This is a genomic window from Betaproteobacteria bacterium (genome assembly GCA_016720925.1).
GTDB lineage: Bacteria > Pseudomonadota > Gammaproteobacteria > Burkholderiales > Usitatibacteraceae > UKL13-2.
Genome location: JADKJR010000004.1, coordinates 195,728 through 209,572, shown reverse-complemented (window position 1 = coordinate 209,572; position 13,845 = coordinate 195,728). Strand labels below are relative to the sequence as shown.

The 13,845-nt window shown below is 54.4% G+C and carries 8 protein-coding genes, 2 tRNA genes and 1 pseudogene; 1 reads left to right on the top strand and 10 read right to left on the bottom strand.

The window, feature by feature from the left end:
* Positions 1-208: 208 nt before the first annotated feature.
* The gene (locus tag IPP88_07270) at positions 209-1,327 is read right to left on the bottom strand and encodes an LD-carboxypeptidase (GenBank protein ID MBL0122529.1); all 1,119 of its coding nucleotides are present in this window, start codon (positions 1,325-1,327) and stop codon (positions 209-211) included.
* Positions 1,328-1,475: 148 nt separating this feature from the next.
* A pseudogene (locus tag IPP88_07265) lies at positions 1,476-4,376 on the bottom strand (TonB-dependent receptor).
* Positions 4,377-4,708: 332 nt separating this feature from the next.
* Between IPP88_07265 and dacB the strand changes: the two are divergent.
* On the top strand, positions 4,709-6,217 hold the full coding sequence (dacB, locus tag IPP88_07260) for a D-alanyl-D-alanine carboxypeptidase/D-alanyl-D-alanine-endopeptidase (GenBank protein ID MBL0122528.1): 1,509 nt from the start codon (positions 4,709-4,711) through the stop codon (positions 6,215-6,217).
* A 29-nt stretch (positions 6,218-6,246) separates the two neighbouring features.
* Here the strand turns inward: dacB and IPP88_07255 are convergent, their stop codons facing one another.
* The 8 genes from IPP88_07255 to IPP88_07220 form a co-directional block, all read right to left on the bottom strand.
* A complete protein-coding gene (locus tag IPP88_07255; protein ID MBL0122527.1) occupies positions 6,247-6,858 on the bottom strand; it encodes a M15 family metallopeptidase in 612 nt (203 codons plus the stop codon).
* A 190-nt stretch (positions 6,859-7,048) separates the two neighbouring features.
* Positions 7,049-7,125: transfer RNA gene (locus tag IPP88_07250), tRNA-Asp, on the bottom strand.
* A gap of 50 nt (positions 7,126-7,175) precedes the next feature.
* Positions 7,176-7,250, bottom strand: a tRNA-Val gene (locus IPP88_07245).
* An 8-nt stretch (positions 7,251-7,258) separates the two neighbouring features.
* Complete coding sequence (locus IPP88_07240; protein MBL0122526.1) at positions 7,259-7,531, bottom strand: HU family DNA-binding protein; 273 nt, start codon at positions 7,529-7,531, stop codon at positions 7,259-7,261.
* A gap of 253 nt (positions 7,532-7,784) precedes the next feature.
* On the bottom strand, positions 7,785-10,193 hold the full coding sequence (gene lon / locus IPP88_07235) for an endopeptidase La (protein ID MBL0122525.1): 2,409 nt from the start codon (positions 10,191-10,193) through the stop codon (positions 7,785-7,787).
* Positions 10,194-10,415: 222 nt separating this feature from the next.
* Complete coding sequence (clpX, locus tag IPP88_07230) at positions 10,416-11,681, bottom strand: ATP-dependent Clp protease ATP-binding subunit ClpX (protein MBL0122524.1); 1,266 nt, start codon at positions 11,679-11,681, stop codon at positions 10,416-10,418.
* A gap of 112 nt (positions 11,682-11,793) precedes the next feature.
* Complete coding sequence (gene clpP, locus IPP88_07225; GenBank protein MBL0122523.1) at positions 11,794-12,480, bottom strand: ATP-dependent Clp endopeptidase proteolytic subunit ClpP; 687 nt, start codon at positions 12,478-12,480, stop codon at positions 11,794-11,796.
* Positions 12,477-13,799, bottom strand: coding sequence for a trigger factor (locus IPP88_07220; GenBank protein MBL0122522.1), 1,323 nt, complete (start codon positions 13,797-13,799; stop codon positions 12,477-12,479). The genes clpP and IPP88_07220 overlap by 4 nt, the downstream gene beginning before the upstream one ends.
* Between the last annotated feature and the right edge of the window lie 46 nt (positions 13,800-13,845).

Sequence of the window (13,845 nt, the reverse complement as noted above, 5' to 3'; positions counted from 1 at the left end):
GTCACCATTGACCGCCATCTGGAAAGCCGAATGGGAAAAACTGTGCAACACCGCTCAACGCCACGTAACCGCATTCTCCAGGGTTTCCTGTGTAAATAGCTGTAGCAGTTTGTCACCGCCAATACTCTCTTGGTCAATCTGTAAAGGGGCGATGTGGACAACTGATGTCGGTAGCTGCGGAGTACCGCGATTCTCGCGTCTCGCAACGTCAGGCGCGCACCGCAGGTTCGAGCAGGGTCAGCGTTTGCTCGGCCGTATTCAGCCGGGCGCGGACTCCGATCGGGAGCGTGATTTGATGTGCGACGTGGCCAAACGAGTATCCATACACCGTCGGGATCGGCAGATTTCCCAATTGTTCATCGATCACTTCGCCGAGCGTCAGGGATGCATCACCATCCCGTGCGCGGACCTTGCTGAACACGCCCAGCATCACGCCTGCTGCAAGCCGGAGGCCATCCGGCTGGCCTAATTCCCCCACGCTTTGCTGCAATTGCGTGAGCATGCGATCAATACGATAAGGGGGCTCACTGACGTCTTCCAGAAAAAGGAGACTGTTCCTGATCGGCGCGGCGAACGGCGTACCGATCAAGGCGCTCATGACGCTGAGATTACCACCGATCAACCTGCCTTCAGCAATGCCGTGGCGCAAGGTGCGCAGCGCAAATTCTGACTGCGCAATCGCCTTCCTGCTGTTCTCGACGGACATGTTGATCTCGGTTTCCGGCCGGGGCGACATTAAAACCGCCATCATCTGGCTGACCGAGTAATCTGAAAATGTCGACCACGCCGGTCCATGAAACGTGACCAGCCCCGCTTTGCGGTATAGCGCGAGATGCAGCGCGGTGATGTCCGAATATCCGACGAGAATTTTCGGATGCGCACGAATGAGCGGATATCGAACATGAGGCAATAGCGCAGTGCAGCCCGAACCACCACGCGCGGTCCAGATGGCTTTGACTTCATTGTCGAGAAACATGTCGTGCAGGTCAGCAAGGCGCTGTGCCACGGAGCCTGCATAGCCACCGTGCGCGGCGCGGATATTTTTCCCGAGCTTGACGGCAAACCCCACCGATTCGAGGTTGCGCACGGATTTCTCGATGATAGCATCGTCGACGACGCCGCCAGGGGCGATCAAACCGACGACCGCGCCGCTGCCCAGCGCATGCGGCTTGATGAGCGGGAGCGCTTTGACGCGAACCGAAAGATCATGCTCACGCGACACCATATCGGGCGCCTGCGCCTTTGCCTGTGTATCGCCGGGCACACCCATTGCCGTAGCCGCAAGTGCGCCCAATACCATGCCAAATTCACGGCGATTGCCATTGATGTTCATGCGTCAATCCGAAAATATTCGAAATATCACGACGAACGGTCCGAAGCCAGTCACGTTGGTGATATGACAAAAAAGGCCCCTGATTTCAGGGGCCTTGATTGTTGTGGCGTAAACAGAAACTCAAGAATTCACGTTTTACAGATTAAAAGAAAGTGTATTTGACCAGCAGAGTAAACGAACGGCCGCGCGGATCGGCAACACGTGGCTCCCACGAACTACCGGCGCCGGTATTGGTGTCATATGCCGCGCTGAATGGTGGATCCTGGTCAAACAAATTCTTGATACCACCGGTGAGGCTCAGGTTCTTGATTCCGGTGTAGGTCACACTGGCGTGATACGTCGTGTAACTCTTGACGTTCGGATCCCAGTTCGGGGGCACCACACTACCGTTGGCGACGCCAGGCAATACCGCATCCTTATAGCCAGAACGGTAGAACTGATAAAGCGAACCGCTCCAGTCCCCTTCCGTGTAAGTGAAGGAAGCGGCATGCTTCCAGCGCAGCCCCAAATCGCCGGCGCGCGTGAAATTGGCAATTTCGCTGGCGCCAAACGCAGCGCTCGCCACCAGTTTCGACTTCTTCTCGAGAAGGTAGGTGCCATCGATCGTTGCCGAGTATTTTCCAGTCAGAATCTTACCGTTGAGCTTCGCGCCAACGTCCACACCTTTGGTAATGGTCTCACCGGCGTTTACCCAACGGGTGTCAATAAAGGCAATATTTCCTGCTGCATCACGAATGAAGTTCGACGTGAACAGTTCGTAATTCGCAATCAAAGTTGCCACAGGGAGAGCCTGAATCGTGCCCGTCTTGCGAATCTGCCACCAATCGATATTGGCACTTAAGTCGCGCGTCGGCGCCAATACTATCCCCAGCCGCCTTGCTTGGATTCCTCCGGCCCCAGATCTGGCCTCCCGCCAACAGCGTATTCGGCAAGATTGATTCGCAGCCTGGCGTTGCACTGACAAGCTTTGCCGGACACTTGACGGGATCAACAATCGTCGCGCCGGATGTTGGCGACTCCGTGATTCCGTTGAACAACTGGTTGAATGTTGGCACGCGGAAGCCGGTACTGTAAGAACCTCGGACCAGCACTTCGTCCATTGGGACGTAGCGCATCGAAATCTTTGGATTAAAGGTGTTGCCAAAACCCGTGTAGTTATCCTGGCGCCCGGCGACCGTGATATCCAGCGATTTGAATACCGGCACCAGCACCTCTGCATAAACCGCCTTGATATCCCGTTTCACGCCGCTCAGCGCATTGCCATTGTCGAATGGGACATTGAAGATGGCGCGCTGGTTGGCGAGGTCGCGCTCGTCACCCTGGAACGTCCACTTTTCCGACCGGAAGTCTGCGCCGACGGCCGCCATGACATCGCCGGCCGGCAGTTTGTAGACTGATCCTGATGCAGACGCATCCACTTGGTCAAGTGTGAATTTGCCGCCATAGAGCGTCACGCCGCGAGCCGATGCGGCTTCCAACGCCGCCAAGGCTGCCGGTGTTTGCGATTGGCCGGGTAGCAGGAACGGGTTGAGCGTTCCGGACCTGAGCAGAGGGAAAAACAAGTCATTGTAGTAATAACCCCCGCCAATCTTCGACCGCGTATCGCTGTAAGCTTGCGACGCACCGACTCGATAGTCCCATGAACCAATACTACCTTCCGCACCAATCAAAAGGCGTGCCGTCTCCGAAGTCGTCGTCAACTCACGGCGACCGCATTCCATACAGCGCCAGCGAAATGCGATGCCCTGACCGCGGTTTTCTTCGATTGAGGGAAACACGGCCACGAGTTTGTTGAACACATAGTCGTAGCTTGAGCCTGTGCTGGGATAGGTCAGATTGAATAGCGCGCTCGTTGAAGCGGTGCTGCTCGAGATTTGGTTATTTGAAAACGACTTGGCGGAGTCTGCTTTCGAACCAGTGAATTCGCCATACACCACGTGATTGCCGACGTTAAAGGTCGCTTTGGCAACCACGTTGGTATTCTTGATTGGTTGTTGCAATGCAGCGGCGCGTCCGGTGTCCCATGCGCAGGCATATTTTGCCGCTGGAGTCGCCCACAGGACTTCGTCGTAAGCACCCATGCCATCAATTGAGTTGCAGCCTGTCCCGCCTGGCAAGTCCAGTATGTTAATACCACCATTGATTCGCAAGGTGGTCCCCGGCTGAATTGGCGAAAGGGTGTTGTTGATCGGACCGGTCGGTGTCGCCCGCGAACTCAGAACGGTCCGAACAACTGCCGCATTGGTCGAGGAAAGTGGAAAAATTGTCGCGAATGGCGTCCCTCGCGTATCCACCGATAAGCCGCGATCGGGCTGGAAGGTATTGACGAAATCACGTTCATCGCCACGCAGAATTTTGCTGTCGCTGTGCGCCAGCGAAACCATCACGTTGTAACCATCCTTTGCAAGATCGCCCATGCCGCCGACCATCGCAAAGCGGTTAATATCGCCACCACCCGCCTGCGTCTTGTCCGTTGACGCCTGCATGGTAAGGCCAGTGAAGTCCTTGCGCAGAATGAAGTTAATAACGCCGCCAATGGCGTCCGTACCGTAGATCGCGGACGCGCCGTCCTTGAGAATTTCGACGCGATCAACTGCCGCGAGCGGGATGGAACTCAGGTCGACTATTCCGCCGTTCAATCCGTGCGACGCAACACGCCGTCCGTTCAGCAATATCAGGTGGCAGCAGATCCCTGTCCGCGCAGGTTTGCGGAGCTTGCGCCATTGTTGCCGCGCGACGCGCCATCGACGACGTCCGAATTGCTGGCCAGATTATCTAGACCGTTGCCGTTGCTATTCAGAGTCGCAATGAGTTGCTCGGTAGTGGCAATGCCCTGGCGGTCAATATCGGCGCGCGTGATGATCTGGATTGGCAGTGCGCCCTCGGTCTCAACGCGTTTGATACTACTTCCTGTGATGACCACGCGCTCAACTGACTGCGGCTTCCTGGGCTCATCAGTGGTCTGGGCGGCTGCCTGTTGTGAAACAACCGGTCCAGCAACGCAAATGAGTGAGATAACCTGAGCTAGCTTCTTTATTTTCACGGCGAGTTCTCCCTGTCTTGACGTTAAGTGATTCTCACAACAAAGGGAGCGCAGACCAAGCTGCATCGTCAACCTCGCCGACTCATGCGGCGCGGAAACGTTGCAAAGGTACTCTCCCCAAAAAAAACGCTTGTCCGAATATTGGCCAAGCGGCTTTAATACCCATAAACTATTATTGATGTGCCCTACTGTGCTACCGGTTTGGGATAAATGCAATATCCCAGCGCAATTTTTGGCATGTTTACAACAGAAAAGGCACTGCAGAAGGTAGCCGTCCACTGACGTGCGCTTGTTGCTGCGCCATCTTTCCGTCATTTTCCCAAGGCTTCGACATGCTCCGATGCAGCATCATCGCCAGTTCAGCCCTGTTGTTTTTAGGCGCCTGCGTTTCGCCCACGACCGTGCAGCGAGCAGAACACGCGCCACTTGGCTTGCCCACTGAGGTGGTTAACATGCTGAACACCGCCAACATTCCAGTCAATGCCATGGGCGCGCTGGTCGTCCGTGTGTCAGACGGAGCTACGCTCCTTTCGCACCAGTCTGGCATTCCCCTGCAACCGGCCTCAACACTGAAATTGCTCACCGCAATCGTCAGTCTGGAGCGCTTGGGGCCGACCTATCGTGGTCGAACCGAGTTGCGTACCGACGCCGTGCTCGTAGATGGCGTTCTGGCAGGAAACCTGGTCCTTCGTGGCCTTGGCGACCCTGACCTCGACTGGGAGGCCTTTCAGGCGATGCTGCAAATGCTTCGGAATAAAGGAATCCGCGACATTCAAGGAGATCTTATCGTTGATCGTCTTGCGTTTAACCCTCCGCGCATGGACATTGGCGTTCCTCCTTTCGACGAGGCACCGGAATTTCACTACAACGTCATCCCCGACGCGTTGTTGCTTAATACCAATCTGCTGAAATTCGACTTTGAATCCAGTGACAACATCATTGCCATGAGAATGACACCGGCACTCGACGGCATAACTGTTGATTCGAAAATGACAATGATTGATCGCTCGTGCGACCAATGGGAGGATGGCTGGAAAATACCCACCACCATCAGAAATGGAGATGGTTCGATCGGCATTCAACTGACGGGAGAGTTTCCAAGAAATTGTTCGATTTCAACCAGGCTTAACGTGATTGACCGAGCCGATTTCACCGATCGAATGTTCCGCACCTTGTGGCGCAGCCTCGGCGGCACGATCCGCGGCGTCACGCGTGATGGCGCGATGCCTGCCGATGCGCGACTGCTGGCTGAGCACAAGTCGCGAACATTGGCAGAAGTTGTGCGCGACATCAACAAGCGGTCGGATAATCCGATAACGCGATTGGTATACCTTACGCTGGGAAGATTGGGAACACAGAATACCGATGTCCCCGTCGCGGCGCTCGCGAACGAACATACCGCGATGCGTTCGGAAAAAGAAGTGCGCGCCTGGCTACAGATGCGCGGAATCGATGATGCCGGACTGATACTGGAAAATGGCTCTGGCCTGTCAAGAAAGGAACGTATTCGTCCACAGCAACTTGCGGCCGTCCTGAGGGCGGCAGCCAGTAGCGATTGGGCACCCGAGTTCATGGCCAGCCTTCCGATTGTCGGCGTCGATGGCGCGATGAAAACCCGTTTGCGGGACAGCCCTGGCGCGCAACATGCGCGGATCAAGACAGGCACGCTCAACAATACCGCGGCGGTGGCGGGCTATGTGACCAATGCGGCGAAGGAGCCCTGTATCGTCGTGGCGATGATCAATCACGCGTCTCCCAATGGGCCGGTTAGCCCGATCGCCAAGCCGATACTGGATGCAATGATCGACTGGGCGGCACGCTCCGGTACCGCACTTTATTAGCGCGGAAACATTTCCGCGTTAGTAAATTGTTACATGACACGGGGATATGTCGCGCGAACCAGATTGCGATCGCCGCAATCGAAATGCCACCACTCTGTGTTAATGCCGGCAAAGCCTCCGTGTTTCATTGCATCGCGAAGTAAACGGCGATTGTCGACTTGCTGCATGGTCAATCTACCACTCGTCAGGAACTCACTTTCACTGGCGGGATGCGACAACCCGCTAAGGTCATCAAACGGCGTACCCATATCAAGCTCGCGTCCTTGGTGATCAACAAGCGTAACATCGACAGCCATCCCAAATGAATGGATCGAGCCACGCGCGGGGCTCGCCAAATACATCTGCAAATCGGTGCCTTGCAACGCGGCCCAAAGCTGTTCCTGTACTCGCTGGGGACGAAGCGCATCGAGCACCAACAGACTCAAGTCGGCGCGTTGCGAGAAAAGCCACGCGAGCGATTTTTCCAGCCCTTGCGCCGCGTCTCGATGCAGCCAGGCACAGTCAAGCGGCGAATACAGATCCCGGCCAATGAAATTTTTCGGACTTGCGTAACGCAAATCAACCTGAATGCGCGCAATGCTGCCAAGGCACCGAAAATCCGGATTGCCTGGCACAGTTTCACATGGGATGGCCGTGATCATGATTCAACATATTAAATCAATCCGATCCGACTTTTGATCCGCGAAGGCACTGATCGCGTCACTTTGCTTCAGTCAATTGGCTGCACCTGCCGTGACCACATAGTCTGGTCGTACAACGTCGGTAACTTTGGTATCGGTCGTAGCGCATTACAATGAAAAAAGCCTCGCAAAACCGCGAGGCTTCTTGTATTGGCGGAGTGGACGGGACTCGAACCCGCGACCCCCGGCGTGACAGGCCGGTATTCTAACCAACTGAACTACCACTCCATGAACCGGTCTGCACTTAAAGCAAAACCAACTTACTGCTTGAAACTATCTGGTGGGTGCTGAGGGGCTCGAACCCCGACATTCGCCTTGTAAGGGCGACGCTCTACCAGCTGAGCTAAGCACCCGAAGCCGACTAGTTTAGCGCATCTTTCAGCGCTTTACCAGCTCTGAACTTCGGGACTTTTGCCGCGGAAATCTTGATCGCGTCACCAGTACGTGGATTGCGTCCGGCGCGGGCTTTGCGCTTGCCTACATAGAACGTGCCGAATCCCACCAAGGTCACCATTTGTCCGCGTTTCAGGGAAACCCTGATTGCGGTGACCATTGAATCCAACGCTCGCTGTGCTGCGGCTTTCGAAATATCGGCGGATTTTGCTACTGATTCAATTAATTCGGATTTGTTCACGTGAAGGACCCTTCCTCAAAGATTTTCTTGATGACGCCTGTTCAAAACACGCACAGACGGATTGACGCTTGAAACTGATTGCAATGGCAAGATTCTAATCCATAGAGACCGCAAATGAATGCTTGGGCTGATTTGTTTTTATAGCAATTTGCAAATCAATGTGTCAAGCACGGAAATCAAGACCCAACGCGATTGGCCCGATCAGGAGCGATGATTGACAACACACCCGCCTACCATCACCGAAAAGGCGCGCTCAATGTTTGGTAACCGCCGCTGCATCTTTCACCGGTGCGACTGATGCACCAGGCACCTCGACAGATTCAACAAGCGGAACCGGCAGGCGTTCGAGCGCCATTTCGAGTACTTTGTCAATCCAGCGTACCGGCACAATCGTAAGGTCCTTGGTGATTTCGTTCGGTATTTCCACCAGGTCTTTCTGATTTTCTTCCGGAATCAGAACTGTCTTGATGCCCCCACGTGCAGCTGCCAGCAATTTTTCCTTCAGGCCGCCAATTGGCAATACCTCTCCCCGCAAGGTGATCTCGCCCGTCATCGCCACATCGCATCGAACCGGTATGCCCGTCAATACGGATACCAGCGCTGTCGTGATGGCGACGCCCGCGCTCGGACCATCCTTCGGGGTCGCGCCCTCCGGCAGGTGGATGTGAAGATCATTTTTTTCGTAAAAATCTTCCGCAATACCCAACCCCTTGGCACGCGAGCGTACGACCGAGATCGCGGCCTTGATGGATTCCTGCATAACTTCGCCGAGTTTGCCTGTCGTATCCACTTTGCCTTTCCCCGGCAATTTGGCCGCTTCCACGGTCAACAATTCGCCACCTACTTCAGTCCATGCGAGTCCTGTTACCTGTCCGATCTGATTGGCCTTCTCAGCGATGCCATATGAATAGCGACGCACACCAAGATATTTGTCGAGATTCTTGATCGTGACCTGCACCTTGCCTTCTTTTTTCTTGGTGAGTTGCGATTTCACCACTTTGCGGCAAATTCTTGCAATTTCCCGATCCATTCCACGCACACCTGCCTCGCGGGTGTAATAGCGGGTGATGTCGCGAAGCGCGTGATCGGCAATATTCAGCTCTTCTTCTTTGACGCCATTGGCCTTCATTTGCTTTGGCAGCAAATACTGGCGGGAAATATGCACCTTTTCGTCTTCCGTATATCCGGAAAGGCGGATGACTTCCATGCGATCAAGCAAAGCCGGCGGAATATTGAAAGAATTCGACGTAGCCACGAACATTACGTCAGATAAATCAAAATCCACTTCGACATAATGATCCTGAAACGTATGATTTTGTTCCGGATCGAGCACTTCGAGCAACGCGCTCGCGGGGTCGCCGCGGAAGTCCATTCCCATCTTGTCCACTTCATCAAGTAGAAATAACGGGTTTCTGACCCCCACCTTGCTCATGTTCTGCAAAATCTTCCCCGGCATTGAGCCGATGTAGGTGCGTCGGTGACCGCGAATCTCGGCTTCATCACGCACACCACCCAACGACATGCGTACAAACTTTCGATTGGTGGCTTTGGCGATTGACTGACCGAGCGAGGTTTTGCCGACGCCGGGCGGCCCGACAAGGCAGAGGATTGGGGCCTTCAGCTTTTCAACGCGGCTCTGCACTGCAAGATACTCAACGATCCTCTCCTTCACCTTTTCAAGCCCATAGTGATCGGCATCGAGGACTTTCTCGGCGTTTGCCAGATCCGAACTCACTTTCGTTTTTTTCTTCCACGGCAACGCAACGACAGTATCGATGTAGTTCCGCACGACGGTCGCTTCCGCAGACATCGGCGACATCAACTTGAGTTTTTTCAATTCCGCCTCGGCCTTGGCACGTGCCTCCTTGGGCATGTGCGCCGCCTTTATCTTCTTTTCCAACTCATCGATGTCGGCACCTTCCTCGGTTTCGCCAAGCTCCTTCTGGATGGCCTTCACCTGTTCGTTCAGGTAGTACTCACGTTGCGACTTCTCCATTTGGCGCTTGACGCGACCGCGGATGCGCTTTTCGACCTGCAGAATGTCGATTTCCGTTTCAAGCAGGCCAAGCAGTTGTTCCAGACGCGAAGGCACATCGAAATTCTCCAGGATCTGTTGCTTCTGTTCGAGCTTCAACGGAAGATGCGCGGCGATAGTATCGGACAGGCGGCTCGCGCTCTCAATTCCAGACAGGGAGGTCAATACTTCCGGTGGAATCTTCTTATTGAGCTTGACGTACTGATCGAATTGGGCAAACAAACTGCGTCGCATCGCCTCGACTTCGTTGTTGTCGCCATCTCCCTGCAGTATCGGCGTAACCTCGGCCTCGTAGTTCTCCTTCACATTCAACACCTGCTTGATGCGGGCGCGATGGACGCCCTCCACCAGCACCTTGACCGTACCATCCGGCAGCTTCAGCATTTGAAGGATGCTTGCGACTGAACCTACATCGTATAAATCCTCTGGCGTCGGGTCGTCGTTTGCCGCCGACTTCTGGGCAATCAGAACGACGTTTTTCCCCTCCTCCATTGCGGCTTCAAGCGCCTTGATTGACTTTGGGCGCCCGACAAACAGCGGAATTACCATATGCGGAAACACGACGACATCTCGCAATGGCAATAGCGGCAGGATTATGGATGCGTCGGATTCAGGGATAGGGCTCATGATTGCGTCCTTGGAAAAACAAAGTGAAAGACAATAATCCGGTAGATGGAGGCGACGCGACAATTCACAAGGGTTTTGCCCGAGGCAGGGAGAATCCGGATCTGCTGCGCCATGGATGGCTGCTCCGCGAGGCTTGGCGCGCAATCGCCCTGCAGTGGAAATTCGCACTTTGATGACTGGGGCGCGAACAATCCATCGCGCATTTGCGTGAAGTGCGCTCGGCTAGGACTGCGCACCCGCCACCTTGTGCTTGTCCGAATAGATGAGCAGCGGCTGTTGCTCGCCCTTGATGGTTCCCTCGTCGACAACAACTTTTTCGACGTTACTCAAGGAGGGCAATTCAAACATCACATCCAGCAAAGCGTGTTCAATGATAGAGCGCAGGCCACGTGCACCAGTTTTGCGCTCAAGCGCGCGCTTGGCGATGGCGCCCAAAGCCCCCTCACGGAACTCCAGATTGACATTTTCCATCGCAAACAGCTTTTCATATTGTTTGGTCAGCGCATTTTTCGGCTCAGTCAGGATTCGCACCAGCGCCTTGATATCCAACTCTTCAAGCGTCGCCACAACCGGCAGGCGGCCCACAAATTCAGGAATCAGACCGTACTTGATCAGGTCTTCCGGTTCAACATCGCGAAGCAACTGGTTGCGGGCCTCGCGGTCTTTTCCGCTGCGAACATCCGCGCCAAAACCGATCCCGACTTTGTCCGTGCGGTTCTGAATCACCTTTTCCAGACCACCGAACGCCCCACCACAGATAAACAAAATGTTGGTGGTGTCAATCTGCACAAATTCCTGATTGGGGTGCTTCCGCCCACCCTGAGGGGGAACCGATGCGATCGTGCCCTCGATCAACTTCAATAATGCTTGTTGCACGCCCTCGCCACTCACATCCCGCGTAATAGAAGGGTTATCTGACTTACGTGAGATTTTGTCGATTTCATCGATATATACAATGCCCCGTTGCGCTTTATCGACGTCGTAATCGCACTTTTGCAGCAGCTTCTGAATGATGTTTTCGACATCTTCGCCGACGTAACCGGCTTCGGTCAGCGTCGTCGCATCGGCGATAACGAACGGTACATTCAGCAAACGCGCCAATGTCTGCGCGAGCAAGGTTTTGCCTGAACCAGTGGGTCCGATCAGCAAAATATTTGATTTCGCCAGCTCCACTTCACCATCTTTGGCGCCGGTTTTCAGTCGTTTGTAGTGGTTGTATACCGCTACCGACAATATTTTCTTGGCCTGAACCTGATCGATTACGTATTGATCGAGGATATCGCAAATTTCCAGCGGTGTCGGCAGATCGCTCTTGGTGGATTTCGTGTTCGGATCGCTTTGTGCTTCCTCGCGAATGATGTCATTGCACAGGTCGATGCATTCGTCGCATATGAATACAGATGGACCGGCAATCAGCTTCCTGACCTCGTGCTGGCTCTTGCCGCAAAAGGAACAATAAAGCAGTTTTTCGCCAACTTTTTCCGTCATTGATGCGCCCGTTTCAACCCATGCCAATCTATTGCCACGCTGTTCGCTCTGTCCGTTCGATTACATCTCAACGAGAAAGCAAAAAACGCGCTTGTTTCACGACTGGAACCCGTCACAACTGGTGGCGACTTTCCAGGATTTTATCGATGATACCGTATTTCAACGAATCCTCCGCGGACAGGAAATTGTCTCGATCTGTATCCCGTTCCACCACCTCAATCGACTGGCCCGTATGCTTGGCCATGATCTCATTGAGGCGATTCTTCAGGAACAGAGTCTCCTTGGCATGAATCGCAATATCCGACGCCTGCCCACGAAAGCCACCCGAGACCTGATGAATCATTACACGCGAATTCGGCAGGCAATAGCGTTTGCCCTTTGTACCGGCTGCCAGCAAGAACGCACCCATGCTTGCTGCAAATCCTGTACAAAGCGTTGCGACGTCGGGCTTGATGAACTGCATGGTGTCGTAGATCGCCAAGCCTGCGGTGACAGAGCCACCCGGGGAATTGATGTAGAGCGAAATTTCCTTGTCCGGGTTGTCGGATTCCAGGAAAAGCATTTGCGCAACAATCAAGTTGGCCGTGGCGTCATTGACTTCGCCCACCAAAAAAACCACGCGCTCCTTCAGGAGGCGCGAATAAATATCAAACGCCCGCTCGCCCCGTCCCGACTGCTCAATGACCATCGGGATGTAACCAAGTCCACGTGTCTCGGCAAAATCACCGTCACCCGGTGCCATCCCGGTCAAGTCATAGGCGTGAGACTGGAAGTCGCTGAATCCTCTGTTGCGCTTCATGTGCGGATGATCTCCATGATTTCGTCGAACGATTGCGTAACCGTTGCCACATCCATGGATTGCGCGGCCCACTCCACGACATTGTCTTCAAGCACCATCGCCTCAACCTCAGCCAATCGCGATTGGTCGCTGTAATACCAGCGAACCATCTGCTTCGGATCCTCAAAACTTTCAGCGTGCTCTTCGACAATCGCCCGGATTTGTTCCGGCTTGGCTTTGAGATCATTCTGCTTGACCACTTCACTCAGCACCAACCCCAGCTTTACGCGCTTTTCAGCCCGCTCGACAAACAATTCCGGAGGCAACTGCAAATCCTTGGTGGTCATGCCGCGAGATTCAAGATCCTTGACCGCCTGCTCTTGCAGACGCCCGACTTCCATGTCCACCAATGAACGCGGCAACTCCAATTCGGAAACAGATGCCAAGGCCTCCATCACCTGGTCCTTAGTTTTGGACTGAATACGTTTTTTCAACTCGCGTTCGAGATTTGCCTTGATTTCGGCGCGCATCGTCGCGATATTGCCATCCGTCACGCCAAGCGTTTTCGCGAAATCCGCATCCACCGGGGGGAGTTTTGGTGCATTGACCACTTTCACCGTCACCGAAAACTGCACGGTTTTGCCGGCGAGTTCTTCCTGGTAATCAGCGGGAAAAGTCAGGTCAAATGTTTTCGCATCATCACCCTTCATGCCGAGCAAGGCGGCTTCAAAATCGGGCAACATCCGGCCTTCACCCAATACCACACCGAAATTCTCAGCCTCGCCGCCCTTGAACGGTTCGTCATTCAGGGTGCCGCGAAAATCGACCACCAGGAAGTCGCCTTTTTCGGCAGCGCGATCGGTCTTGTCGTAACTCGCTCGCTGTTTACGCAGCGTTTCAAGCGTGTTGTCGACGTCCTTGTCCATCACCTCGGCCACCGGGCGATTGAGCTTCAAGCCGGAAAGCGACCCCAGTTTCACATCGGGATAGACTTCAAACGTCGCCGTGAATTCAAACTTGTCCGCGGAGTCCCCGGAATTGGCAGGTGCAAAGCGCGGATAACCAGCGACCCGAAGATTTTGTCCCCTGACTGCATCAGCAAAGCACTTCTGCACCGCATCCGACATGACTTCCTGCCTGACCTGGAAACCGTATTGGTTGGCGACAATATTGAATGGGACCTTGCCGGGACGAAAGCCTGACATCTTGGCGGTACGCGCAATCTGCCTGAGCCGCGTCGTGATCTGTGATTCGATCTCAACCGCCGGCAACGATAGGATCAGATTCCGCTCAAGGCGACTCGCTGTTGTGGCGATGGGGGTATTGGCTTGTGCTTGCATGAAATTCCTTAGTACATTGGCACCTTGCGCGGTGGCAGGAATTGCA

Bases quoted from the DNA above. Each gene is read 5' to 3' on its own strand.
- dacB (MBL0122528.1), top strand. From the start codon at position 4,709: ATGCTCCGATGCAGCATCATCGCCAGTTCAGCCCTGTTGTTTTTAGGC.
- IPP88_07255 (MBL0122527.1), bottom strand. From the start codon at position 6,858: ATGATCACGGCCATCCCATGTGAAACTGTGCCAGGCAATCCGGATTTT.
- lon (MBL0122525.1), bottom strand. From the start codon at position 10,193: ATGAGCCCTATCCCTGAATCCGACGCATCCATAATCCTGCCGCTATTG.
- clpX (MBL0122524.1), bottom strand. From the start codon at position 11,681: ATGACGGAAAAAGTTGGCGAAAAACTGCTTTATTGTTCCTTTTGCGGC.
- clpP (MBL0122523.1), bottom strand. From the start codon at position 12,480: ATGAAGCGCAACAGAGGATTCAGCGACTTCCAGTCTCACGCCTATGAC.
- IPP88_07220 (MBL0122522.1), bottom strand. From the start codon at position 13,799: ATGCAAGCACAAGCCAATACCCCCATCGCCACAACAGCGAGTCGCCTT.